25 protein-coding genes are annotated in these 26,178 nt (G+C 40.4%); 11 read left to right on the forward strand and 14 right to left on the reverse strand.

Going from position 1 to position 26,178, the window contains the following annotated elements; genetic code table 11:
- The 5 genes from ACU0NF_RS00545 to ACU0NF_RS00565 form a co-directional block, all read right to left on the reverse strand.
- Positions 1-894, reverse strand: coding sequence for a LysR substrate-binding domain-containing protein (locus ACU0NF_RS00545; RefSeq protein WP_445659785.1), 894 nt, complete (start codon positions 892-894; stop codon positions 1-3).
- Between the two features lie 88 nt (positions 895-982).
- Positions 983-1,804 (reverse strand): hydroxyethylthiazole kinase, encoded by an 822-nt coding sequence (gene thiM / locus ACU0NF_RS00550; RefSeq protein WP_445659786.1) that lies wholly within the window; start codon positions 1,802-1,804, stop codon positions 983-985.
- 87 nt (positions 1,805-1,891) lie between these two features.
- Entirely contained in the window at positions 1,892-3,055 is a 1,164-nt protein-coding gene (locus ACU0NF_RS00555; protein ID WP_131319337.1) for a hypothetical protein, read from the reverse strand.
- 234 nt (positions 3,056-3,289) lie between these two features.
- Positions 3,290-3,553: a hypothetical protein gene (locus ACU0NF_RS00560; RefSeq protein WP_131267268.1), complete on the reverse strand. Its 264-nt coding sequence runs from the start codon at positions 3,551-3,553 to the stop codon at positions 3,290-3,292.
- Positions 3,554-3,837: 284 nt separating this feature from the next.
- Positions 3,838-4,278 (reverse strand): hypothetical protein, encoded by a 441-nt coding sequence (locus ACU0NF_RS00565; protein ID WP_131382827.1) that lies wholly within the window; start codon positions 4,276-4,278, stop codon positions 3,838-3,840.
- Between the two features lie 219 nt (positions 4,279-4,497).
- Here ACU0NF_RS00565 and pepN point away from each other — a divergent pair, with 219 nt between their 5' ends.
- On the forward strand, positions 4,498-7,104 hold the full coding sequence (pepN, locus tag ACU0NF_RS00570) for an aminopeptidase N (RefSeq protein ID WP_445659787.1): 2,607 nt from the start codon (positions 4,498-4,500) through the stop codon (positions 7,102-7,104).
- Between the two features lie 299 nt (positions 7,105-7,403).
- The gene (locus ACU0NF_RS00575) at positions 7,404-7,616 is read left to right on the forward strand and encodes a hypothetical protein (protein ID WP_131382825.1); all 213 of its coding nucleotides are present in this window, start codon (positions 7,404-7,406) and stop codon (positions 7,614-7,616) included.
- Between the two features lie 186 nt (positions 7,617-7,802).
- Here ACU0NF_RS00575 and ACU0NF_RS00580 read toward each other — a convergent pair whose 3' ends face one another.
- On the reverse strand, positions 7,803-8,246 hold the full coding sequence (locus ACU0NF_RS00580) for a universal stress protein (protein ID WP_131382824.1): 444 nt from the start codon (positions 8,244-8,246) through the stop codon (positions 7,803-7,805).
- A gap of 132 nt (positions 8,247-8,378) precedes the next feature.
- Positions 8,379-8,822, reverse strand: coding sequence for a universal stress protein (locus ACU0NF_RS00585; RefSeq protein ID WP_445659788.1), 444 nt, complete (start codon positions 8,820-8,822; stop codon positions 8,379-8,381).
- 272 nt (positions 8,823-9,094) lie between these two features.
- Between ACU0NF_RS00585 and ACU0NF_RS00590 the strand changes: the two genes are divergently transcribed.
- The gene (locus ACU0NF_RS00590; RefSeq protein WP_445659789.1) at positions 9,095-10,099 is read left to right on the forward strand and encodes an alpha/beta hydrolase; all 1,005 of its coding nucleotides are present in this window, start codon (positions 9,095-9,097) and stop codon (positions 10,097-10,099) included.
- A 96-nt stretch (positions 10,100-10,195) separates the two neighbouring features.
- Positions 10,196-10,540 carry a DMT family transporter gene (locus ACU0NF_RS00595; RefSeq protein ID WP_445659790.1) on the forward strand — a complete coding sequence of 115 codons (345 nt, stop codon included), beginning with the start codon at positions 10,196-10,198 and terminating at the stop codon, positions 10,538-10,540.
- A gap of 121 nt (positions 10,541-10,661) precedes the next feature.
- Here ACU0NF_RS00595 and ACU0NF_RS00600 read toward each other — a convergent pair whose 3' ends face one another.
- The 4 genes from ACU0NF_RS00600 to ACU0NF_RS00615 all read right to left on the reverse strand — a co-directional run bounded on the left by ACU0NF_RS00600 (position 10,662) and on the right by ACU0NF_RS00615 (position 14,667).
- Positions 10,662-11,843 (reverse strand): benzoate/H(+) symporter BenE family transporter, encoded by a 1,182-nt coding sequence (locus ACU0NF_RS00600; protein WP_445659791.1) that lies wholly within the window; start codon positions 11,841-11,843, stop codon positions 10,662-10,664.
- Positions 11,844-11,967: 124 nt separating this feature from the next.
- Positions 11,968-12,618, reverse strand: a complete 651-nt coding sequence (leuE, locus tag ACU0NF_RS00605; RefSeq protein ID WP_370983349.1) for a leucine efflux protein LeuE — start codon at positions 12,616-12,618, stop codon at positions 11,968-11,970.
- Positions 12,619-12,700: 82 nt separating this feature from the next.
- A complete protein-coding gene (gene tal / locus ACU0NF_RS00610) occupies positions 12,701-13,690 on the reverse strand; it encodes a transaldolase (protein ID WP_445659792.1) in 990 nt (329 codons plus the stop codon).
- An 86-nt stretch (positions 13,691-13,776) separates the two neighbouring features.
- A complete protein-coding gene (locus ACU0NF_RS00615) occupies positions 13,777-14,667 on the reverse strand; it encodes a LysR family transcriptional regulator (RefSeq protein ID WP_445659793.1) in 891 nt (296 codons plus the stop codon).
- 84 nt (positions 14,668-14,751) lie between these two features.
- Between ACU0NF_RS00615 and aceI the strand changes: the two genes are divergently transcribed.
- Together aceI and ACU0NF_RS00625 are read left to right on the forward strand one after the other, a co-directional pair.
- Positions 14,752-15,192, forward strand: coding sequence for a chlorhexidine efflux PACE transporter AceI (gene aceI, locus ACU0NF_RS00620; protein ID WP_131382817.1), 441 nt, complete (start codon positions 14,752-14,754; stop codon positions 15,190-15,192).
- Positions 15,193-15,448: 256 nt separating this feature from the next.
- The gene (locus ACU0NF_RS00625; protein ID WP_370983280.1) at positions 15,449-15,976 is read left to right on the forward strand and encodes a hypothetical protein; all 528 of its coding nucleotides are present in this window, start codon (positions 15,449-15,451) and stop codon (positions 15,974-15,976) included.
- Positions 15,977-16,067: 91 nt separating this feature from the next.
- On the opposite strand, the gene ACU0NF_RS00630 is transcribed toward ACU0NF_RS00625, so the two are convergent.
- On the reverse strand, positions 16,068-17,585 hold the full coding sequence (locus tag ACU0NF_RS00630) for an acetyl-CoA C-acetyltransferase (RefSeq protein ID WP_445659794.1): 1,518 nt from the start codon (positions 17,583-17,585) through the stop codon (positions 16,068-16,070).
- 241 nt (positions 17,586-17,826) lie between these two features.
- Here ACU0NF_RS00630 and ACU0NF_RS00635 point away from each other — a divergent pair, with 241 nt between their 5' ends.
- The 5 genes from ACU0NF_RS00635 (at position 17,827) to dnaX (ending at position 24,398) form a co-directional block, all read left to right on the forward strand.
- Entirely contained in the window at positions 17,827-19,218 is a 1,392-nt protein-coding gene (locus tag ACU0NF_RS00635; RefSeq protein ID WP_445659795.1) for a 3-oxoacyl-ACP reductase, read from the forward strand.
- A gap of 177 nt (positions 19,219-19,395) precedes the next feature.
- Positions 19,396-20,250, forward strand: coding sequence for a MaoC family dehydratase (locus ACU0NF_RS00640; RefSeq protein WP_445659796.1), 855 nt, complete (start codon positions 19,396-19,398; stop codon positions 20,248-20,250).
- Positions 20,251-20,336: 86 nt separating this feature from the next.
- Positions 20,337-21,587: a serine hydrolase domain-containing protein gene (locus tag ACU0NF_RS00645; protein ID WP_445659797.1), complete on the forward strand. Its 1,251-nt coding sequence runs from the start codon at positions 20,337-20,339 to the stop codon at positions 21,585-21,587.
- Between the two features lie 103 nt (positions 21,588-21,690).
- Positions 21,691-22,152: a copper resistance protein NlpE N-terminal domain-containing protein gene (locus ACU0NF_RS00650; RefSeq protein WP_445659798.1), complete on the forward strand. Its 462-nt coding sequence runs from the start codon at positions 21,691-21,693 to the stop codon at positions 22,150-22,152.
- Positions 22,153-22,286: 134 nt separating this feature from the next.
- Positions 22,287-24,398 carry a DNA polymerase III subunit gamma/tau gene (gene dnaX / locus ACU0NF_RS00655; RefSeq protein ID WP_445659799.1) on the forward strand — a complete coding sequence of 704 codons (2,112 nt, stop codon included), beginning with the start codon at positions 22,287-22,289 and terminating at the stop codon, positions 24,396-24,398.
- 2 nt (positions 24,399-24,400) lie between these two features.
- On the opposite strand, the gene ACU0NF_RS00660 is transcribed toward dnaX, so the two are convergent.
- On the reverse strand, positions 24,401-24,838 hold the full coding sequence (locus ACU0NF_RS00660) for an acyl-CoA thioesterase (protein ID WP_284066810.1): 438 nt from the start codon (positions 24,836-24,838) through the stop codon (positions 24,401-24,403).
- Positions 24,839-25,008: 170 nt separating this feature from the next.
- Positions 25,009-26,169, reverse strand: a complete 1,161-nt coding sequence (locus tag ACU0NF_RS00665; protein WP_445659800.1) for an iron-containing alcohol dehydrogenase — start codon at positions 26,167-26,169, stop codon at positions 25,009-25,011.
- Positions 26,170-26,178: the final 9 nt, after the last annotated feature.

Genomic DNA, 26,178 nt, shown 5'->3' on the forward strand with positions numbered 1-26,178 from the left:
TTATTTTGAAACGTGTTGTTGAACGGATTGTTGAATGATTTTTGCGGTAAATTGCAAAACCGGATTTTCAGCATCTGTTCGATAACTGGCATATAGCGGCAAGGTCGGCAAGTCTTGTTTTAGTTCAACCGACTGTACATTGGAATTGAGCAATTGCCGTGCATATTCAGGAATAAAGCTCCATCCCAAGCCCATATTGATGAGATTGATATGCTGTAGGGCATTGGTGACTTGATATTTATATTGCAGTTTTAGATTTTCTTTTTGCGTGAATTCTTCAATTCGCTGATAAAAAAATGGCGAAAACAGCTGATCACAGACAATAAAGTCATCGTTTTGAATTTGTCTTAAATCTTGAATTTTGCGATTGGCAATATAGTTTTGATGAGCGACAAATAATAATTTTTCTTCAAACAGCATCGTGCTGGTATACACCGGATCATCCATACACACGCGACTAAAAATCAAATCCAGTTCAGAATTTTTCAACGCCTGAACCTGTTCGCTACAGGATAAGCTTCTAATTTTAAGATCGACTTGTGGAAACTGAGCACGAACCTGTTGAATGATGTGAGGGATGATGGTCATTTCAGCCACATGCAGTACACCAATAAACAGCTGTTGTTGTCCTTGATTGGCGATTTGACGTGCATGAGCGACTGCAAGTTCTGCGTATTTAATCGATTCTAAGGCATATTTTAGAAAGCCTTGACCTTCTGCAGTCAATGCTATTTTTCGTGCACTGCGGTCGATGAGTTGTACACCGACTTCTTCTTCAAGATCTTTAATTTGCTGGCTGAGAGAAGGTTGTACGGTACACAGTTTTTGTGCAGCACGGGTAAAATTGAGTTCTTCAGCCAAAGCCACAAAGTAACGTAAATGTCTAAGTTCCATTGAGTATGTCCTGCTGTAAAACGGCTTTAAGCTGCTGTTTAAAAACTAAAATAAAGATCTATGTAGAGTGGCAACATAGATAATTTTTTTAGATTTCAAGTATTTTAATATCGGCATATTGTCGGATTAGATCTGGATTTAAACTGTGAATGTAATCCATGAATGCAACATTAAACTGACCCATCGTTTGCGCTTTTTCAAAGGCCAATTTTCCTGCAATGGCAAAATGCGTATGCGCCGCAACGGTGGCAGTCGTCGGTGTGGTTACCGCACAGTAAGCAGCAATTAAAGCACCGAGCGCACAGCCTGTCGCGGTGACTTTCGGTTGTAAATAAGAACCGCCATTGACTTGAATTACGGCATCCAGTTCTTTGCTTAAAATGAAGTCAGATTCACCTGAAATGGCGATGCATTCCGCATGTGTTAACAGTACTTTGGCCTGGCTATAAACATCTGCGCTATCCAGTGTGCTATCCACGCCTTTGGAGAGCACCTGATTGCCTGCAAGGGTGCTAATTTCTGAAGCATTACCCCGAATGACTGTTGGGTGGTATTGTAGTAACTCATCCACCATATCCGAACGCCATTTTAAAACGGGACCATAACCGACTGGATCGAGTACCCAAGGGGTATTGGTACGCTGCGCCGTTTGTGCAGAAATTTGCATGGCCTGCATTTGTTCATGGGTCGGTGTACCCAGATTAATACTGAGTGCAGCGGAAATACGGGTAAAACTTTCGGCTTCGAATGGATTGTCAATCATGGCAGGAGAAGCACCGGCAGCCAGCAAGATATTGGCTGCATAATTGGCTGCAACGCTGTTGGTAATGCATTGCACCAAAGGCTGCTCGGTTTGCAGCAGTGTCCATGCTTCAACAATATGCTCGACCAATGTTGAAGTTTGATCCATGGGGTTATTCCTTAAGTTATATATAGGATTGGAGAGGCTAGACATAGTGATCACCGTCTACTGGGCGAAACTCTATTGGGTAAAACTTTATTGGGTAAAATAATGGTCTTGATGCTTACAGGTGCGACAGCAGAGTGTCACATAATTTTCAGCATCATAATCGACAGTAAGCTCATTGGAACCACAATACATACAGCGTTTTTGTGAATAGAAGCTTAAGCGAGGTTCAATCTTTTTCCAGATCCGCCAAATCGGCTGGAAAAAAATACTTTCATCATAGCCCAGAAAACGGAAAAACAGGATTTCGCTCATCTTGCTAAATGGAATATTGTGTGGACGTGGCAGGGTGGAGGTTTCCCATTTTTCGGTCACGGCACGGTCACGATATTGCTGCAAGGTTTTCTTTAATAAGTTGGTGTTAATAAAGTTTTCATTACGTGCTTGCAGGGCTTTTTGTTGATGCAAATATTCCAGTGCAGTCTGCACCAGATAATAAATTTGCCCCACAGCCAATGAATCCATCAGGCGATAACAAAAAGTTTGAAAACTGTTGTTTCCCGCAATTTGAATGCCCCAGGTGCGGCAATAAAACTGGGCGAACTGAATAATTTCCTGATACAGCGCTAAATAAAGCACATTCTTCACTTCATCTGCATTTTTAAAGGGCACGCCCATGGTCAAATTTTCATAAAACCAGTTGCGAAGTTGCTGGGTGATGCTAAACAGGCTCGGTTCAGAATAACCATCCAAACGCACATTGACATAGTAATGATGTGCCTCGGCTGCAAAATCCTTGGCAATCAGGATTTGTTCTTTTACCAGTTGCTTGACCAGATAATTTTGAAATAAGTAATTCGGGGTAATGGAATGGTATTTAATACTTTCCCAATCAATATATTCATGATGCGTGGTATGTTCCTGAACCTGATTATCCAGAATACTCAGTAAAAATAATTTATTTAAAAAGCTGATCTGATCCAATCGGTATTCAACATTATCTTTATTTTTCGATTTGATTTTGCGTTGCTCTTGCAGCCGCGTTTCGGTGAGCATTTTTTTTCGATTGACCAGGCATTTGTCACAATGACAGTTGGTGCGTCCATCCTGAAAAACACGATGCTGACAGTGACTACATTCATGAAAATTAAGTGCTTGATCATACTGTTCTGCCTCAATCCAGAACATGGATGCCTGACACAAAGGGCATGATGTACTTTCATCTAACTGTTTTTGCAGAATCTGAAGGAGCATAGGAGAGAGTCAATCACAAGTCTGGTTAATCATTCAAACGATTATACACATCTCTTTTATTGTAACGTGATTGAATAGTGCTGAATGAACAATAAATGCAAGCAGAAAAATATAAGCGGATTTTGCTCTAGATAAATAGCCTAAGTATTTGTTATTGATTGATGTGGAGATAGAAAAGCAAAGCTTCCATCTCCACAAAAACAGGGGCTATCGAGGGGATTTAAATTCTTTAAATTAATATGAAGCAGGGCAAGGTAATGAGTCATCCTCCTCACCTAACTGTTTTGCATTGATTAAAGCCTGAACCTTTTTAGAGGGAATTTTTTTGCTACCTAATGAATCGTAATTATTCAAAATTGCGCAAATATCGGGCGATTGCATGGGAATGCCTTCGCAGCTCATAAACATCGCAATCACCTTGTGATCGATTCCGGCAGCATCGAGAGTTTGCATGGTCTTGATATTTTCCACACGGACAATATGGTCTTTTAAATACATGGGACACCTCTTCTCATTTTGAATTAATTTTATAGTGCGCTTTGTGCAAATAGATACAAGCAAGAAACGTGCTCAAAATGTATTCATCTTGAAAATGTCTGTCACTTTGAGTTAAGTCAGAATATAAGCCAGATCAATCTTGCTCAAATAATATAAAGAGACATCAACATACCGTTATTTTCTATTTACATTATTGAAAGATGTTGGCGTGATAGGAAGTGCATTCAATACATGCGCTTGGGGCAAGAAAAAATCAGATATACATTGAATCGTCATGATTTTAACTATAAACATTCTCTGCTTCTAAGCGCTAATTTCTTATTGATTTGCTCTTTTAATTGATGATTCAAGGGAATGGTAAAAGAGATCGGTTGAAGTAGTTCGGGACTGCTGTATATGACGAATAGAATTTTTTTTCGACCACGCACTGCAACGTCATATTTTCCAGTCACTTTTTCATCTATTTTTTCATTGTAGCTGTAATACCAAATGGTATCTGGACCGCCTACGCCTAGACCTGAATCACGTTCTATTGTGATGGGTTTGAGATAAGGAAAGTACATCAGATCATTAATTTGACTTGGTTCTGGATTGCTTGCACTCAGCATTAATATATTTTTGCTTTGAGTTGAAGCTAAGCAATTATATTTAATATTTGTATATTCGGCATATACCGGTTGAAATTTAATTAATATAAGTGCCGAAAGCAGTATTTTTACTTTCATAATTGGTCACACTGGAGTTGTTATTATTTTGATTCACAAATTTGTGCAAATATAAGTCAAACCTCAAATAATTTAAAGCCTTTAGATTGAAAATGACATAAATTGTGCCCATATATAACTCAAATCAATCGCACAGACAGATTGTGATAGTTGTCGTATGATCGAAGCACTCACAAAAAACAAAGTCTTGGCTTAAGAACTACAGGATTAGGACATTATATGAATATCGCGGCAAACCCAGTGGTTGAAGCAGACCAAACTGTTTATTTGAAAGACTACGAAAAACCCTCTTTTTTGGTTGATTCAATCAACTTGGATATTCAAGTTCATACAGATCGTACCGATGTAAACGCAACATTGGTCATGAAGCGCCAAACCGCAGGGGATTTGGTCCTGCTGGGTCGTGACTTGGAATTAAAATCAATTACTTTAAACGGAAAGCTGTTAAGCGAAGCTGATTACACGCTGGATGCAGAACAGTTGGTGATTAGCAATGCACCCAATGAAGTGATTCTTGAAACTGCCGTGGTGATTCATCCTGAAAACAACACCCAGCTTGAAGGTTTATATCAGGCGGGTGATGATTTATTCGTCACTCAAAATGAACCTGAAGGTTTCCGCAAAATCACGTTCTACCCAGACCGTCCAGATGTCCTGTCTGTCTTTACTACGCGTGTAGAAGCGGATAAAAAATTTCCTGTGCTCTTAGCCAACGGTAACTTGATGGAAGCCGGTGAAGCTGGCGAAGGTCGTCACTACACCATTTGGCAAGATCCAACCAAAAAACCAAGCTATTTGTTTGCCTGCGTGATTGGCGATTTGGCAGTTCTGAAAGATTCTTATGTGACTTCGGAAGGCCGTGACGTTGCACTTGAGATTTACGCCGTTGAAAAAGATATTCCAAAATGTCACATTGCCATGGAAGCGCTGAAACATTCCATGCAATGGGATGAAGAACACTATGGTCGTCCGTATGACCTAGACAACTACATGATTGTGGCAACCAGTGCATTCAACATGGGTGCCATGGAAAATAAAGGTTTAAATATCTTTAATACTTCATGTGTGCTTGCCGATGAAGAATTCACCACTGATGCTGCAATTATGCGTGTTCAGTCTGTGATTGCGCATGAATACTTTCATAACTGGACTGGTAACCGGATTACGTGCCGTGACTGGTTCCAACTTTGCTTGAAAGAAGGCTTGACGGTATTCCGTGATCAGTCTTTCTCTGAAGATTTACAGTCCGCTGCAGTACAGCGTATCGATGATGTTGCCGTATTGAAAGCACACCAGTTCCCTGAAGATTCCGGTCCATTGTCGCATCCGCCACGTCCAGACCATTTTGTGGAAATTAATAACTTCTATACCGCGACTGTATATGAAAAAGGTGCGGAAATTAACCGCATGATGGCAACCTTGCTTGGTAAAGAAAAATTCCGTCAAGGCACTGACGAATACTTCCGCTGTCATGATGGTCAAGCGGTGACAGTAGAAGATTGGGTATCCGCATTAACTGCAGGTTCTGGAGTAGATTTATCTGCATTCCTGATTTGGTATAACCAGCCTGGCACACCAAAACTTGAAGCCAAAGGTGAGTATGATGCTACCGCTCAAATCTACCGTTTAAGCTTTAAACAAAGTTTAAAAGCCAATGCAAAATATCCAAACCTGAAAGCTGTGCCGATTCCTGTCGCTTTGGCACTTTTTGATGCAGAAACAGGTGAGCAATATACGCTGCAATCTGAATCACTATTTGAAAATGGCGTGAAAGATGGCGTGTATTTATTTAATCAAAATGAGGCAACCATTGAATTTACCGGCGTAACCGCAAAACCTGTGGTTTCATTGCTGCGTAATTTCTCTGCACCGGTCAATCTGAATTTTAACTATTCAGATGAAGAGCTGGCTTTCTTGATGCAACATGAAACCAACGGTTTCAACCAGTGGCAGGCCACTCAAACCTTGCTGGAACGTATTTTATTGGAAGGTCATGATGCGGATATCTATATCCAAGCCATGAAAAATACCTTGCCTGAGGTCATTCAAAAGGATCCACTGTTGGCCTCACGTTTGTTTGATGTACCGACCGAAGGTTATTTGGGCAGCCGTATTGATACAGATTATCAACCTGCCAAAATCCAGGAACAGCGTAATGCCTTGCTGGACACATTAGCACGTGAATTGGGTGCATTCTGCAAAGAGACTTACCTGGAGTTAGACCCAGATATGCAAAGTGAATTTTCTCAAGCGATGGGTGTTCGTGCACTTAGAAACATTATGCTCAGTATGATGGCACGTCAGGGTGATGCTTCTGCTTTTGATCTGGCTTATGAGCAATATCATACAGGTAACATGTCTGAACGTTTGGGTGCGCTTAAGGTCTTGGTCTGGAATGATGCGCCTCAAGCCCAAGAAGCTTTGGCAGACTTCTATAGCCGCTTTGAAGATGAAGCCTTGTCTTTGGATCAATGGTTTATGGTTCAGGCAGCACATCCGAAAGCAAATGCAGAAACCATCAAGTATTTAACCTCTCACCCTGATTATGATTTGGGTACACCGAACCGTATTCGTGCAGTCAGTGGTGGTTTAAATGCCAATCCAGTCAATACCTGGAGCTTTGGTGTTCAGCATTATATTGATTTGGCTAAATATCTGGATGAGAAAAACCCGATTGTCGGTTCACGTTTACTGCAAGTGCTTTCGCGCTGGTACACCTTGGCAGAGCCACAACGTACAGAAGTCAAAACTGCGCTTGAAACTTTAAAGCCGCAAGTGAAATCTAAAAATGTTTCAGAAACGTTGAGTAGTATGTTGAGTGTTTAACTGAGCATTCATTAAATGACTAAAAAGCCTTTTCTTGGTTTTAATCACGAAAAGGCTTTTTATTTTTACAGCCCAATTTAACAGAACAATAAATGAACTGCTGTTTAGAATAACTAACTTAAAAGATAAAATCATAAGACATATTTACTATTGCGTGATCGGTTTAAAAATGTCGATTAAATCACATTAATGTCGTGATATGGAGGATATTAAAGCTCATCTAAAGATGAGCTTTAATCATTTAGCAGACTGTTATTAAGTGAAGCCTGTCATTTTATTTAGTGGACTGGAGGTTAGTTTTGTTAATTAAAATTGAAGATGGTTTTTATTTAAACTCCCAACATATTATCGCTATCCGTGTTTCAAAAAGCTCCAGTGATGGACATTTTGTTGTCGTGATTGAATATACGCCGAATAATATTCAAGCGATGGGAACCTATCAAAAAACCTTTGACAGTAAAATTGAAGCCGAAATTTATCTGCAGACTTTACATCAGCACATTTCCAAATAAATCTTGCAAATTAAACTTATTCAAAAATGAGTCTTTAATTAAAATATTAGCGCAGATCACTTGGTTTATCCGGAGATCCAAAGAGAAATCCTGATCATGAGCCAGATAAAAAATTAATCAGTTTCTTTAATAAATTATAAAATTTGTTTATAAAAAAAGTCCCTTTTAAAGGGACTTTTTTGAGAGTTAAACTTTTATAATCAGTACGGGAATCGGGGATTGGGTCAGTACCGCTTGCGCCACACTTCCCAACACTAATTTTTTGAATCCTGTGCGGCCATGCGAGCCCATAATAATTAAATCAGCACCGACTTCATCAGCCACATGAATGATTCCTTCGGCAGGAGAGACACCTCGAATCACTTTAGTATCTACATTAATACCATCTCGAATGAAGGATTGCTTGATTTCAGTTAAGCGCAACTGCGCACTCTTTTCAGCCTGTATAAAGTAATCTGTAATTGCAGGCGCGACTTTATAAAAGTCCACACCCACAAATGGATCTACAGCAATCACGCTGGTAATGGTGACTTGGCAATTCAGTTCTTTGGCCAAAGATAATGCTTGTTCAACCGCTGCATAAGAAATAGGAGATTCATCTACTGGAACTAAAATATGTTTATAAGTCATGAAATTATCCTTATGAATAGAGATGAATGGGGAAGATGTTTTAATTGTGATAGTGATTCATTATAAAAAATGAGAAGCTCATGGGAAGCGCCAAATAAACCCCACATCAACTGCAGGGTGTATTATCAATATTTATTCTTTAACAATGAGAACAGGAAGTTTTGTGCCTTTTAAAACATCTTGAGCAAAGCTGCCCAGCAAGAACTTTTGAAAACCTTTGCGGCCATGTGAGCCCATAACAATCAGGTCAATTTTCAACTTTTCCGCAGTTTCAATAATGCCTTCTTCCGAGACATTACCTTTAACGATTTGAGTATTGGCAGTAATACCATTTTCGCTGGCAATGGCTTGAGCCTGTTTCAGTGATTTTTCGGCATTGGCATAGGCTTGGACGAAATATTCTTTCATAATTGGAGATGGATAGTAAAAGTCTGCTTCAGAAAACGGGTCTTCAGTGACTAAACTGATTAATGTTAATTGGCCACCAAACGCTTGGGCAATCTGAGCCGCATTTTTAACTGCAGATAATGAAATGTCAGAACCGTCAACTGGGACTAAAATATTTTGATAAGACATAAGACTTGTTCCTTGGCGTTTATTATATAGCTATTAATTATAGATAGCACATTGTGTTTGAATGATCAATTTAGTCTGTGAAAAATGTTTTAAAATTCATTAAATTATATAAATATCATGAATATAACTGTGTTCTGTTTTGCATTTAAACCTGAGCGGGAAACTCAAGATTTGCATAAGTATTTCTAAATGTTTAAACAGGTATTAAAATGCCTGAAAATATTAACGTCTCCATTAAAGTGCAGGCGAAATCAGTTTAATAAGGGAAGCCTGTGTATTCAAAATTTTTCAGTTTAAGTTTGTGTTTAATTGCTGCTGTACACAGTAGCGGTTGTCAGAATACCCAAAGTAGTACCAAGGTCATTGCGAGTGTTTTTAATGCTTCCACCAATGTGCAAAAAAAGATGATTGATCGATATGCACCCCAAGAGATTTTGGTACAGAAAAATATAATGTATATGCAGCAACCTTCATTAACTTTGGATATTTACCAGCCCAAAAGTGTGATGCAATTTGAGCCGCGTCCAACCGTAGTCTGGGTTCATGGGGGTGGATGGGTTTCAGGTTCTAAAGAGCATGCGCGTGGCTATTTTAAACTCTTGGCCAATCAGGGCTATAACGTGGTTTCAGTACAATATCAATTTGCACCACAAGCCATTTATCCAAATCAGCTGCTCCAAATTAATCAGGCATTAAAGTTTCTAAGCGAGCATGCGCAGCAATATCATATAAATGCTAATCAAATCTATTTGGCGGGTGATTCCGCAGGTGCGAATTTGGTGAGTCATTATGCAGCTTTAATCAGTAACCCAGATTTTGCTCAGCAGTCAGGTATTACGCCGTTAATTCAACGAGACCAGATTAAAGGCTTGATTTTACATTGCGGTATTTATGATATGAATGCTTTTATTAACACTGCACCCAATGAGCTGAAATTAATCGAATGGGGAGTATTTAACCTGGTTCAATCCTATACAGGCAATAAAAAAGATGATGCCGAATTTTTAAAAAGCATTTCTCCCATTCAGTATTTAACCACCAATTATCCACCCGTATTGATTAGTGGTGGAAATAAAGATTTTTTAACCCGGACACAGTCTTTGCCTTTTGTGAAAGCTTTAAAGAATCAAGAAATACCGGTAACTGAGGTTTTTTATCCAGACTCGAAAGAATTTTTAGTGCATGAATATCAATTTATGATGAGTAAAAAAGCCAGTCAGCAAACCTTTGCAAAAACCATTCAATTTATTCAAAAATATAGTCCTGCATTTTTTTAAAAAGTGTATGACATCATTTTACTTTCGACAGATTGAATATATCTCTTACTCAGATATATAACTTAGTCCTGAGTTATATGTTTTGTAGAGACTGATATGAATCCTGTTTTTTTGGCCTATGCTTTACTTGCCTTGGCAATTGTTTCAGAAGTAACCGGCTCAACTTTCTTGGTTAAATCTGAAGATTTCACTAAATTAGTTCCGAGCATTTTGGTTTTTATCTTTTATGTGATTTCATTTTATTTGTTATCACACGTGCTTAAAACCATTCCTTTAGGCATTGCCTATGCCATCTGGAGTGGTATAGGTATTATATTGACGGCGTGCATTGGTTTTTTCGTATTCCGGCAAAGTCTGGATTTACCTGCTGTGATTGGGATCGTGATGATTATGGGAGGTGTGATTGTGATGAATGTCTTTTCTAAGTCAGTGGGACATTAACTTTATAAAATGACTTCATTTAAGAAATGATTACACTATTCAATAATAAATTGATCAGGCAAATATAATTAGATTAAATAAACTTATATCCCAATCTAGAGATATAAGTCGTAAATCTACCTTATTTGAATGAGGACTGTCTTCTAAACTTTAATATGATAGATACCGCAAAGCCAAATAATAACCCCCAGAACGCGGAACCGATTCCGAAAAACTGAATACCTGAAGCACTAAATAAGAAGGTCATTAAAGCCGCTTCCCGTTCACTGATATCCTGAAAGGCGATGGCGATGTTATGACCAATAGTACCTAACAGCGCAATACCCGCCAAAGCAGTCATAAATACGCCAGGGAAAGACATTAAAATACTGGTCAGTGTGGCGGCAAACAAACCCATCAGGATATAAAAGAAGCCGCAGCTCATACCGGCAATATAACGTTTTTTGCTGTCAGGATGGGCCTGATCATCCAAACTGATAGCCGCACTAATGGCGGCAATATTCACGGAAAAACATCCAAAAGGGGCGAAAATGGTTTGTGCTGCTCCGGTCCAGCCGATCAGCTGGTTCACATTTGGTTCATAACCATAGCTTTTGATCATGGCAAGACCGGGCAAATATTGCGATGCCATGTTAATGACAAACAACGGAAGTGCCAAACCGAAAATGGCCGACCAGCTAAATTCAGGTGCCATCCATACGGGTTGAGCCAGACTGAACTGAATGGTTGAGACATGAAACTGTAAAAACAGAGGACACAGTACAACACCGGCAATCACCGTGATGACAATGCTATAACGTGGAGACAGTCGTTTTGACAGAATATAGACGGTCAATAATGACAGGATAAACTCCCAGTCATTTTGCATGCTGGCAAACAGCGCAATACCAAATTTCAGCAACACACCTGCGAGCATGGCACTGGTTAAACTTTGCGGAATATGGGCTAAAACTTTCTGAAAAATACCGGAAAAACCTAAAATTGCCGTCAGCAATCCACAAACTAAAAATGCCCCAATCGCCTCATATAGACTATAACCATTGGCTGTGGCCAGAATTAAGGCCAGTCCTGCAGTTGACCATGAGGTCGCAACAGGATATTTAAACTTCCAAGACAGGATTAAACCGCTTAAACCAATCCCCAAACCTAATGCCCAGAACCAGGAGGTGATCTGTGCTGTTGAAGCCCCCAAAAGTTGAGCAGATTGAATCACCAATACAGAGGAAACACTGATACCGACAAGGAAAGTAATAAAGCCTGCAAAGACAGCAGGGACAGAGAAGTCTTGGAGAAATTTTTGCATAAATCCTTTACGCCATCATTTTATAATAGTTGAAAAGCGCACCAATCATACGCTTTTCATTTTTTAACGCAAAGACATAATCAAAATATTAAATGGGATAGCTCGCACTTTGGTGATTTAAAACTTACAAAGTAGAGGTGGCGAGTTTAAGACCAAAACCACAAAATAAAATGCCCACAGCAGCTACACAGGAAGCGGTGACTTTATAGCGCTGGGTAAAATAAGTCGCCAGTTTGGCGCCTGAAAAAATCAGCACAGTTAAATAACTCATACTAATGATCTGTAATACAAGAGCAAGTGCGGTAAAGGTAAGCGCAGGATAGGGATAAGCAGGATCTACAAATTGTACAAAGAAGGACAAATAAAACAGAATCGCTTTAGGATTTAAAATACTAATGGTGAGTGCGGTTTTAAATGGCTGGAGTTGCTCAATATTTTTTTCAACCGTAGCGATTTCTCTTTGTGAATGTGCGGAATTCCAGGTGTGATAAGCTGCAATCAGCAATTTTATGCCTAAATAACTTAAGTAAAGTGCACCAATAATTTTCAGTAAAACAAATAACCAGGGAAAAGCATGCAGTAATGAAGCGGCACCCAAAGCGGTGAGTAAGATTAAAACAATGTCACCGGTATAAACACCGAATGCACTTTTATAACCGGCTTTAATGCCAAAACGTGAAGCAATGGACATCACATATAAAGAATTGGGTCCCGGCAATAACACAATTAAGGTTGTACCAATAATATAAGTGGTGAGATCGGTGATGCCGAACACAATAAATACACTCTCAAACAATCAAAAAGCCGAGTTGTTTACTATAACAAAATCGGCTTTTTGATGGTGCAATATTGGTATTTTAAGCTTGTATTTCAGCGTCTAAGCCAAAAGACTGGCGAAGTAATGTACTTAATTGATCACGGGCTTTAATAAAGCCATCAATTCCACTCTGTAAAAGTTGTGAAGACATCAAGTCATGTTCAATGTGTTGCTTAAAGGTTTCTTTGCTTAAAGGCGTCACAATATGCTGACAATGTGCTTGTGCATGATTGGTTGAAAGTTGCGCAACAACTTCACGTTGATCCTGTTCAAGCTCTGCCAAAAGGTTGGGTGAGACTGTAAGCAGGTCACAACCCGCCAATCCGAGGACTTGATCGATGCTACGGAAACTTGCACCCATAATTTCTGTTTTAATACAGTGCTGTTTGTAGAAATGGTAAATCTGCTTGACTGAAAGTACACCCGGATCTTTATCAATCGGGTAATGATCAACATTTTCTGCTTTTTTGTACCAATCCAAAATACGACCGACAAAAGGTGAAATCAGCGTTACATTGGCTTCTGCACAGGCTTGAGCTTGATGCAAACCAAACAATAGAGTGAGATTACAGTGAATACCTTCTGCTTCTAAAATTTTAGCTGCCTGAATACCTTCCCAAGTCGAAGCGATTTTAATCAAGATACGGTTTTGGTCAATCCCATAGGCTTTATACAGCGCAAGCAGTTCCTTGGCTTTAGCAACTGTTTCATCGGTGTCATAAGACAAAGATGCATCCACTTCGGTTGAAACACGTCCTTCAATCAGCTTAAGAATTTCAACCCCAAACTTGACCGTAAGTATATCAATCGTACGCTCAACTAAAAGATCACCGCTATAACCTTCAGATCTTGCCTGTTCAAATGCAGCTTCAATCAGTTCTTTATTTTCAGGTTGATTTGCCGCAGCCGTGATCAGTGAAGGATTGGTTGTTGCATCCAGTGGACGGAATTTTTCAATAGCGGAAAGGTCACTACTATCGGCAACAAGGGTGGTTAAGCTTTTTAATTGGTTTAAGGCTGATTGAGTCATTAGTCTAGTTCTTAAAGTTATTTCCCGTATATTTGTTATATCACAATCTGCTTTTAACCCAAGTAAAAAGCATGTATAAGCCCTGTCTATTTTGTGTTTTTGCGCGAATTTCGGATGTGATTAATCAAAAAATGAGCAGCTGCGCCGAGTTGGCTTTCCCGGCTCCAGACCAAATCGACAAAATATTCAAACTTGGGACTGAAATCTAAAAAGTTAAGAATTTTAAGCTGCTGCTTGATATGAGGGTTCTGATTGAGCATTTCCAAAGGTAAAACCCCCCAGCCTAGACCTTCTATAATCATGGAACAGGCGGAATGATGGTTGTCCGTGCGCCAATATTTTTTAGAAAATAACAATTCAGGCTTAATGGTCCGGTCACGGCTGGCCACCACGATTTGTCGACTTTGCAAAATTTGCTCATAGCTGACCTGTTCAAATGCAGCTATAGGGGAGTCAATTGCGGCGACCGGCACCAAGGCTTCACGTTTAAGTTCGACAAACTGCTCACGACTTTCCAATTGTTCACGTTCAAACATCAGAGCTAATTGCGCTGTCTGGTTGAGCAGCATTTTTAACGCATCTTCTTGCGGTGCTGAAAAAATATTGATTTGTAGTTCCGGAAATTGCTTTTCGATGAGTGAAATATAGTCAGTCCAATGTGTGTGTAACAGCTCGGAGACCACCACAATATTTAGAGCAGATTCTAAGCCTTCACTTAAGGCAAAAGCATGTTGTTTCCACTGATTGATTTCAATTAACAGTTGTTCGGTTTTTTCATATAAGGTCAGCGCCTGCGGTGTGGGAACAGGCTCACGTCCAACACGCTGGAATAGCGATAAATTCAGATCTATTTCTAAATTGGCAATCGACATACTCACTGCAGAAGGGACTTTTCCCAGTTTTCTTGCGGCAGCAGAAAATGAACCGCTTTCAATGACAGTCTTAAAAATAATCAGTTGTTCTTGGTTGATGTTCATCTATCAAAACTTTTGAAAGAATCTAATTCGATTAATCAATAATATCAAAATAAAATACCTTCATCCAAACCAATGAGTATTAAAATGTTGATTTCCAAAAGAAGGATTGTCCATGCGCTGAGCTATGAGACCATCCTGTTGGTCATCATTGCGATTGCCTTAAGCTTTATTTTTGATATGCCGATGGAGGTCACTGGAACGCTCGGTATAGTAATGGCGGTAACTTCAGTGTTCTGGAATATGACCTTTAACCATTTCTTTGAAAAGTTTGAAGCCAAGCATCATTTAAAAAGAACAGTAGGTGTGCGTATTCTGCATGCGATCGGTTTTGAAGGTGGCTTGATGTTAGCCACAATTCCCATGGTGGCTTATGCGATGGATATGAGCATTGGGCAGGCCATTCTGCTTGATTTGAGTATGACCCTGTGCATTTTGGTGTATACCTTTATTTTTCAATGGTGCTATGACGCTATTGAAGATCATTTAAGACTCAGTCCGGCTCATCAGCAATTAAAGGAAAACTAATTATTGCTATATAAGTGAATAATTTTGTTATTAACATACATTCAAAAAATAATTGTTGTCGGTATAGGTGTGTATGGTGAAATGTTTTATATACATGTACATACCTTAACTTAAAACTGACAGTTTGAAGCATTTAAGCGATCTCATCTCATCTATATTAAATCTTGCACTGCTTGAATATGAGAAAAGTGCATAGTTTTTCTTAAAAGTTATTTTAAATCTAATTTTAAAAGCATGATAAAAGGATAATACGAAAATGAATGATAATTTTGATCGTGACGTTGTAAAAGGCCTTCCTAAAGATGCTCGAGATGATTTGAATGCAGATCCAATTACAGGTGAGCCAGGTGCACATCCAGTCGGAACAGGAGTAGGTGCAGCCGGAGGTGCGGTGGCTGGGGCAGCAGTTGGAGCAGTGGGTGGTCCAGTTGGCGCAATAGTCGGTGGTGCTGTAGGAGCAGTCGTTGGTGGTTTGGCAGGCAAAGGTGCCGCTGAAGCAGTCAATCCTACTGAAGAAGAAGCCTACTGGAGAGAGACGGCGCATACCACCCCATACTATGCAGAAACGCTTACCACCTATTCAGACCTAGATTATGAGCGTGATTATGAAAACGCTTATCGAATTGGTTATGAAAACCGTCATCATTATGATGCAAGTACACGTTTTGAAGATGTGGAAAGTGATCTAAAAATTAAATGGGATCATGCCAAAGGCTTGTCTCGTCTAACCTGGAATGAAGCAAGAATTGCAGTTAAAGAAGCTTGGGATCGTGCGACACGATAAGACTTCCGAAATCTGGTAATCCTTAAAATTCAAAAGCCCTCGAAAGTTAAACTTTTGAGGGCTTTTTGTTTAGCAAGGCAAAGCAGCGGGATTATTTTTCAATAATTGCTGTCACACCTTGACCGCCAGCAGCACAGATCGAAACAAGCACACGACCTGAACCTTTCTGATTGAGCAGTTTTGCTGCAGTGGCAATAATACGGCCGCCTGTTGCTGCAAATGGATGACCTGCCGCTAAAGATGAACCTTTAACATTCAGTTTAGAACGGTCAATGGAACCCAGTGGAGCATCTAGGCCTAAACGTTCTTTACAGAATTTTGGATCTTCCCAAGCCTTCAAGGTAGAAAGTACTTGTGATGCAAAAGCTTCGTGAATTTCGTAGTAGTCAAAGTCCTGCAAAGTGATGCCGGCACGTTCAAGCATACGTGGAACGGCATAAGCAGGTGCCATCAATAAACCTTCTTTTTTCTCGACAAAGTCTACTGCAGCAGTTTCCTGGAAGGTTAAGTAAGCCAGAACTTCATGACCATTGGCTTTCGCCCATTCTTCAGAAGCTAATAGCACACAAGACGCACCGTCAGTGAGCGGCGTTGAGTTACCCGCAGTCATGGTACGCGCATCGCCTTTACCAAAAGCAGGCTTTAATTTTGCCAGTTTTTCTACAGAAGAATCTGCACGTAAATTGTTGTCGCGCTCTAAACCTAAGAATGGTGTGATCAGGTCATCGAAGAAACCTTCTTCGTAAGCAGCCGCCATTTTTTGGTGTGAAGATGCAGCAAGTTCATCTTGCGCTTCACGAGAAATACCCCATTCAAGTGCGGTAATTGCTTGATGGTCACCCATAGAAAGACCTGTACGTGGCTCACCATTTTTAGGTGCATCCATTAAGTCTTTCAGGTTGATTTTAGTTAAGGCTTTTAAACGGTCTTTAGCTGTTTTTGCAATGTTCAGTTCAAGTAAAGCTTTACGTAAACCGTCACCGAATGCGATTGGCGCATCAGAAGTTGTATCTACACCACCAGCAACACCGACTTCAATTTGACCCAATGCAATTTTATTGGCAACCAGGAAAGCAGCTTGCAGGCCTGTGCCACATGCTTGCTGAATATCGTAAGCAGGTGTTTCTGGAGCAAGTTCGGTGTTTAACACACATTCACGTGTCATGTTAAAGTCACGGCTGTGTTTTAAAACTGCGCCTGCAACTACTTCGCCCAGGCGTTGACCTTGCAGGTTAAAACGCTCAACCAGACCATTCAATACTGCGGTAAACATGTCTGAGTTGGAAGCCGTGAAATAAGCGCCGTTTGAACGGGCGAAAGGAATACGGTTACCACCGATAATAGCAACGCGGCGAACAGTGTTTTGACTCATGGATTTATCCTGTGGAACAGCGGTTTGAGTGGTAGATTCAGATTTTTCTGTAGTGGAAGCAGCACTTTTACTACGTGGTGACGTTGAACGAGTGCGAGTCGTTTTAGTCGTATTGCTTGCTGACTTAGGGGCAGTGCCAGAACTTTTAGTTGTACGCGCGGTACTTTTTGATGTATTTGACACAGTTTCCGTAGCAGAATTTTCAACTGTTGGATTTTCTTGAGTGGTGTTGCTCATAAGGCTTTTCCAAGCATTTTACAGTATTCTTGGCGTGTACATTAACACAATCTAAAAACAGCTGAATTGACTACAATGACATTACACAAAGCATTCAGGTCAAGACATCCATTGTTTAACTCAAGTATGATTCTATGGAAACTGATGGATGTATTGAAATATAAGACTCTAGACATCATATTGAAGTTAAAAGGATATCTTTAAATCCATCAAAAATTAATTTGTATGAGAGATAATAAACATGACTGACCAATACCAAACATTCGCAAAATCTCCTATTGGTAAATTTGTCATCAAAAATTTAGGTTTGCCATCACCGATTTCTTTAGATCGTTTTGAGTCGGCAACTCCGGTGGTGAAGGGGGCAGTTTTATTTGGTGCCGCAGCATCTTCAATTTTATCGGGTTCTATTGCGCAAGTTCTTGCAAACATTCATGCCAACAGCTATGCAGGTAACAATACTGAATTACAACAGGCCGCTGCTAAAACAGGTTTAAACCTGAGCGCATTCAATGAAGGCGACAAGGAATCTAAGTTTAAAGCCGTGATTTTTGATGCATCGGGTATTCAAAATTCTGAACAACTCAAAGAGCTGTATAACTTCTTTAATCCGATTGCGCGTCAAATCCAGACTTCTGGTCGTGTTGTGGTGGTCGGTATTACACCGGAAACTGCAAAAACAGTAAAACAAGCCATTGCCCAACGTGCACTTGAAGGTTTTGTGAAATCTGTAGGGAAAGAATTCAAGAAAGGTATTGCTGCTCAACTTGTCTATGTCGATGAAGGTGCTGAAGCAAACTTGGAATCTACAGTTCGTTTTGTATTGTCTCCACGTTCTGCTTATGTGTCAGGTCAGGTGATTCGTGTTTCTAAAGCTGAAACGGTAGATGTTGACTGGGCAAAACCACTGGCAGGTAAAACAGCTGTTGTCACAGGTGCAAGCCGTGGTATCGGTGAAGCGATTGCGCACGTACTTTCACGTGATGGCGCGCATGTGATTTGCCTGGACGTTCCGCAACAACAGGCTGACCTTGACCGTGTTGCTGGTGAAATTGGTGGCTCGACTTTAGCGATAGACATTACAGCAAGCGACGCTGGTGAAAAAATCAAAGCTGTAGCAGCTGCTCAAGGTGGTCTGGATATTATCGTTCATAATGCCGGAATTACCCGTGACAAAACTTTGGCAAACATGAAGCCTGAGTTATGGGATCTGGTGATTAACATTAACTTATCTGCAATTGAGCGTGTCAATGATTACCTTCTTGAAAATGATGGCTTCAATACAAATGGTCGTATTGTGTGTGTGTCTTCTATCTCAGGTATCGCAGGTAATTTAGGTCAAACCAACTATGCAGCATCTAAAGCGGGGGTCATTGGGGTGGTTAAATTCACTGCGCCAATATTGAAAAATGGCGTAACCATTAACGCCGTTGCACCTGGTTTTATCGAAACGCAAATGACTGCTGCAATTCCATTCGCGATTCGTGAAGCAGGTCGCCGTATGAACTCGATGAGTCAAGGCGGTTTACCTGTCGATGTTGCTGAAACCATTGCATTATTTGCATCTTCTGCTTCTACAGGTTTAAATGGCAACGTGGTTCGTGTGTGTGGTCAAAGCTTGTTGGGTGCTTAATCCTCAAAAGCCTTGAATTTTCCCTCTCCTTTAAGGAGAGGGCTAGGGAGAGGTAAAATTATTTGTATTATAAATGGGATCGAATTCGCCCCTCATCCCAACCTTCTCCCTGAGTTATATATGACGCAAGAGAAGGAACTTTTAAAATATTGAAATAAAAACTTCCAAAGGTCCAGAATGAATACTCGCCATTTTAGTCAACTTCCAAAACCTTATTTAGCCTATCCGAAAGTGATTCAAGGCTTGATTTTCAAAAAGCCGAAGGGTGAAAAAGTGCTACCGCAAGTTGAATATGTGGTGGATTCATTCAAGGTCGATCAAAAACATTTAAAAGCGTATAACGAAGTTTGCGGCTTTAAAAATAACGGTTATATTCCAGCCATTTATTTGGCGGTACTGTCTCAAAGCCTGCAAATGCACATGATGACGCAAGAAGCATTTCCATTTGCAATTTTAGGTTTGGTACATATTCGCAACCAGATTAAGCAATCCCGTAAAGTTGGGGTAAATGAACAGTTGTCTTTGTCTTGCAAATTTGGCGAACTTCAACCGCATGATAAAGGGGTTCAGTTTGACTTTATTACCACTGCAAAAGTGGGTAATGAAATAGTTATGGAAGGAACAACCACTTATCTGGCGCGCCAGAAAACCAATGGCAAAGTTGCAGCTAAAGTCGCTGAATCAAAAGCACCTGCCTATGAACTGCAAGCAGAGTGGAATGTATCGGAAAATACCGGTCGCCGTTATGCTTTAACTTCGGGGGACTTTAACCTGATTCACATTCATGCCATTACCGCAAAAGCCTTTGGATTTAAACAAGCCATTGCCCATGGCATGTGGAGCAAAGCCAAAGCATTGGCAAGCTTAAGCTTACCAGACAGCTATGAAGCAGATGTCTGGTTTAAGTTACCGATGTACTTGCCATCCAAAGTGGAATTTTTAACCGCAAATGAAGCTAAGGATATCGAATTCCTGATTCGAAATTGCAAGAATCAAAAACCGCATGTGTCGGGTAGTATTAAAGCGCTATAAGAGCATAGCCTAAGTCACTTCTGATTTAGGCTTTTTTGTTTTAAGTTTGTGGTAAATAATGACTGGTTTAGGGAAAGCACAGTTTAATGAGCAACATAAAAGAATATATCTTCGCCAATACAGAAAATTATCAAGGGCAGGTGGATAAGCGTTTCAAAGACCTCGCCATACAATTTAGCCGTATGCAGGATGCACGTGCTGAGCAAGGTGGGGCGGCTTTAGTCGTTTATTTCCAAGGGCAAAAAGTGGTTGATATTTACACTGGTAAAAAGTCAGAAACTGAAAACTGGCAATCCGATACTCTGTCCATGTGCTATTCCACCGGTAAAGGTGTACTTTCGACCCTGGCTCATATTTTAGTGAGTGAAGGTTTTTTGGATTACGACACGCCAGTTGCACAGTATTGGCCTGAATTTGCACAGCAGGGTAAAGCACAAATCACTTTAAGGCATATACTCAGCCATCAAAGTGGCTTATATGACATTCGTAATCATATTGCTGATGCATCGGAGATGGCTGACTGGAATCATATGCTTGATGTTATTGCCAATGCCAAACCACGTTTTGAACTGGGCTTAGATGCAGCTTATCAGCCCTTAACTTTTGGCTGGCAAGTGGGTGGTGTGCTTGAAAAGGCCACCGGAAAATCTCTGTCAGCTTTAATGCAGCAGTATTTAGTTGAACCTTTAGCTTTAGATGGTGCGTACTTTGGCATTGCTGAATCTGAGTTAGCTCGGGTTGCAATACCATTGGCAAAATTAAAAACAGATTCAAAGCCTTCGTTAAAAGTAAAACAGAAACCAAAGAGAGCTTCAGTATTCGATAAGGCAGTTGCATGGTCAGGACAAAACCCTCAAGATTTCCAAGATGCCATGATTCCCAAAGGAATGAAGAAATTTAGTTTCTTTAGCGACGAAGGTTTAAAAGCAGTTATTCCTGCTGCAAATGGTGTTTTCACTGCAAATAGTCTGGCGAGAATTTATGCCATGCTTGCCAATGGGGGAGAATGGAACGGTCAGCAATTGATTCGCCCTGAGATCTTTAAAGCTTTAAGTACAGTTCAATACACCCAGCGTGACCGTATCATGCCCTTACCGATGCATTGGCGTTTGGGCTATCACCGGGTTTTAACTTTAGGGAAATCATCAACAGGTTTTGGGCATATGGGTTTTAATGGTTCTGGTGCATGGTGTGACCCTGAGCGTCATTTAAGTTTCGCCTATACCCATAATTTTGCTACAGCTTCGATCACGGGTGATTACCGTCTATGGGGTTTAACCCAAGAAACCTTACGTTGTGCAGATGCAGCATTAAAAGGGCGGAAGGGCTGGTTTTAAACGAGATGCCATTTTAGAAAGGTAAGCGCATATTCTGAAGGCGTAAATTGGGTAAAAGTGTGATATTTTCCTCACACTAAAATCTCTGCATTGGGTTGTCCTGATGAAAAAGCCGCTGCTTATTCCCCTCATTGCTTCTTCTGTGTTGTTGGGTTGTCAGGATTCGACTCCACCAAGTAATAAAAATAGCCAGCAAGTCGATCAGGTTTCCGAGCAGAAAGTGACGGTTGCGAAATGGGTGGGTAAGTATCAAGGAACGACACCATGCATGGGCTGTATTTCACGTTGTGAGGAATGTCCGGGCATGGCTGTAGATTTAGTGCTCAATCAGGACAAGACTTATACTTTAAAACGTGAAAGTTTAAGTGGGCATAATGAGGTTGAAACCATTCAAGGACATTTTCGGTTTAGTAACAGCGATCAGAGCAAAATTGAATTGATGCAGGTCAAGACCCGCAATTTAATCTATGTCGATTTAGATCAGCAACTGCTTGAAATTTTGGAAGATCAGACCGGTCATATTTATAATTCCGAAGATGATTTTATTTTAGAAAAGAATACCTAGTCCGTTTGTTTAAGTTATTGCAAAATCGAAAAAATAGTTCTACTTATCTCGCATTTGATTGAAAGCTTTTGCAGATTGTTCATTCACTCTTAGTCAAAAAAACAGTATGCTTAGACCTGTAAAAAGGAGCATACATGTATCAAGTACTTGCGCGTAAATATCGTCCACGTAATTTTATTGAATTGGTTGGACAAAACCATGTGTCACGAGCACTCACCAGTGCCTTAGAACGTGGTCGTTTACACCATGCGTATTTATTTACTGGCACACGCGGGGTCGGTAAAACGACGATTGCGCGTATTTTGGCAAAGTGCTTGAACTGTGAAACGGGTGTAACCTCTACACCATGTGAAGTATGCGCAACCTGTAAAGCAGTCAATGAAGGTCGTTTTATCGATTTAATTGAAATTGATGCGGCATCACGGACTAAAGTTGAAGATACACGTGAACTACTGGATAATGTTCCATATGCGCCAACACAGGGTCGCTTTAAGGTTTACTTAATTGATGAAGTGCATATGCTTTCTACGCATTCATTCAATGCCTTACTGAAAACATTAGAAGAACCGCCTGAACACGTCAAATTCCTTTTTGCGACCACCGATCCACAAAAGCTTCCGATTACCGTTATTTCCCGTTGTTTGCAATTTACTTTGCGTCCGCTTGCGGTAGATGAAATTACTGAACATCTGACCCATATTTTACAAAAAGAAGAGATTCAGGCAGAACAGGATGCAATCTGGCAAATTGCTGAATCTGCACAAGGCTCACTCCGTGATGCATTGTCTTTAACTGACCAGGCGATTGCCTATGGTCAGGGTGCAATTCAGCATCAAGATGTTAAAGAGATGTTGGGCTTGATTGACCGAACCATTATTTATGATCTGGTTTCAGCCATTCATCAAAATCAAAAGCAACGTGTCAGTGAATTGTTGATGCAATTTAGACAACAGGCTTTAGATGTTTCACTGGTTTTAGACCAGTTGATTTCAACGCTGCATGAACTGGCTTTATTACAATATTTACCAGATTTAAGCCTGAAATATAGTGCTGAAATTAATAAAAAAATCATGCAATTATCGCAGCTAATTTCAGCTCAAGATTTACAATTCTATTATCAGGTGGCTTGTAAAGGCCGTGCCGATTTGCAGCTTGCGGTGACACAAGAGCAGGGTTTTGAAATGTGCGTGTTACGCTTGCTTGCGTTCCGCCCATTACAACCGAATGAAGTTCTGGTATCTGCACCCCAGCAGGTTCAGCAACAAGCGCCACAGGTCGCCGTTCAAGCACCTGTACAAAATGCACCACAGCAAGTTGACGAATATCACGAACCAGCAACACTAGTTGCAGAAATCCAATCACAGTTAAGTTCACAGAATCCAGAACCATCTTCGGATGATTTTCTGGATGAACCGATGCTTGATGTTGCTAAGCCAAATTCAACTGCAAGCTCAGATCAGATTGTATTTGATCCTGCTTCGGAAGATGCTTTGTTCGATTTAGATGAATCGAATGACGATTTTCAGGCTGTATCTGAGATCGTCAAGCAAGAAGAGGCAAGCAGTGATGATTTCTTATTTGATGAAATCGCCCCTTTAAATGATTTCAATGCTGAAACTGCAAAGTCTCAAGATGACTCTCAAGACAACATTGCTGTATCGGCTCAAGAAGAAGATTTGTTCTTAAGCCAAGAACAGATGCCAATTGCGCCTGTACAAGCTGAAAGTGCGGCAGTCAAGGTGATCGATGAGCCTGTTGAATTGGAACAACCGAGTCTTGAAGAAAAGCAGGTTGCAGTTGAAAGTGCATCGGCTCAAAATTCAGGCTTAATGCCACAAGATATCTTAAGACTCAGCCCTCAACAGCTTGAAGGTGATTGGACCGTAGACAAGTGGGAATACTGGTTTAGACATAGCACCTTAACGCCTGCTGTGCAGGAACTGGCACAACAAGGTGTGATGACTGGTCAGATTGATGGGGAATCGCTATTCCATATTCCGCCTCAATATGAACAGTTGTTAAATCAGTTACAGCACACCTTAGAACAAGCATTAAAAAATGAATGGCCGAATACGCATTTTCAGGTTAAATATGCTGAAGTTGAGGCAACCACGCCGTATAGCATGCAAAATCAACGTAAAGAAAAGGCTTATGCACGTGCTTCAGAGCTACTTCATGCAGAAGCCGCAGTGAAGGATATTCTGCAAAACTTTGATGCTGAAATACAGAATATCCAGCTTAAATAAGTTTATTTATTCACGCAGTATTGAGATAAAGCATCCCGCATTTCACTTGGAATCGGGGTGCTTTTTCGTGTCTGGCGATCAACAAAAACATGTACGAAATGACCTTGTGCCGAGGCGATATCATGCAACGGTTTAAAAATTGCCAAATCGTATTGCACGGATGAATTGCCAAGTTTGGAAATGACTACGCCGACTTCAATAATTTCAGGATAAGAAAGTTCTTGAAAAAAACTGCAGGCTGAATCGACAACCAATCCAATCATTGGGGAGGATCGAATATCAAAGCCTGCCTTTTCAATCAATAAGGCATTGGCGGCGGTATCAAAATAACTGTAATAGGTGACATTGTTGACGTGACCATAGATATCGTTATCTGACCAGCGCGTTTGAATGGGCAAGAAGTATGAAAAATTAGGGCGTTGTTTTGGTATTTGCTTCATTGTAATTTTATTTTCTATAGGTGATTTATCTTTAGTTGTACTGGTAAAAATAAATGAATGCAAGCAGCTAAAAAACAAGGTTATTTACAGCAAATAAATGACCTTGCGATATTGTTTTTTATTGATACAAATTTTTGAAGTCAATAAAAAATGGTTAAAAAGGGGGGTAATTATGAATAAACCGCTTCATAAATTTGTCGGGCATCCTGTAACTGCAGTTCACGCGGATTATTTTGTAAAAGTCGGGTTTGCAACATAGCATCATTGGCCAATTGCTCAAGCTTATTTTCTGGAACATTTAAATCCTTCAGTTTTAAAATCAAGCCACTTTTATCAAGATGATTTTGCATATGGTCAATAAATAAATCGCATAAACCGTCGGTACTGCCGGTACTTTTTGGGTCCAGCCAACACATCAATTCAGCATAAAGTTGCTTGGTATTGGGTGCGTTAAACTTTAAAACTTCGGTTAAGACCAAGGCATTGCTATGACCATGCGAAATATGAAAATGTCCACCTAGAGGATAAGCCAGTGCATGTACCGCAGCGACAGGCGCATTGGCAAAAGCTTGACCGGCAAGCATCGAACCGACCAGCATATTTTGACGTGCCTCTAAATTTTGTCCATCTGCCAAGACCAGGCTTAAGTTGTTATTCAACAACCGTAGTGCCTGTTTGGCCAACATGTCTGCATAAGGATTCTTTTTTATTTTTGAGGTGTAGGCTTCAATTGCATGCACCATCGCATCGATCCCTGTTGCAGCAGTGATGTGAGCAGGCAGGTTTTGGGTAAATGTGGCATCTAAAATGGCGACATCAGCAAATAAAACCGGAGAGACAATCCCGGTTTTTGTGGTTTCACCCGTGGTGACAATAGAAATAGGGGTGACTTCAGAGCCGGTACCTGCCGTAGTGGGAACTAAAAACAAGGGCAATCGTGGATTTTTAGCGTTATTGATACCGTATAAATCTTGCAGAGTTTGCTGTTGTGTAGGATGCGCCAAAATAGCGATGATTTTAGCCACATCCAAAGAACTTCCGCCGCCGAAACCCAACACGATATCGATTTTTTCATTCTTTGCGAATTGAACAGCATCTAGCACAATATGTTCCGGTGGGTCTGCCTGAACGTTAGAATAAATGGCATAATCCAGTTGAATGGTTTCTAAAATTTCAATAATCGCTAAGTGTAATTGTTGCTGAATCATACCTGCATCGGTGACCAGTAACAGTTTTTTAAAGGATTGCTGTTGCAATAATTGCTTTAACTCATAGATCGAGCCAAGCCCTGAAATAATATTCGAGACGGTCTGGAATTGAAAATGGCTCATCTATTGCAT

Source organism: Acinetobacter sp. F16 (assembly GCF_052712855.1).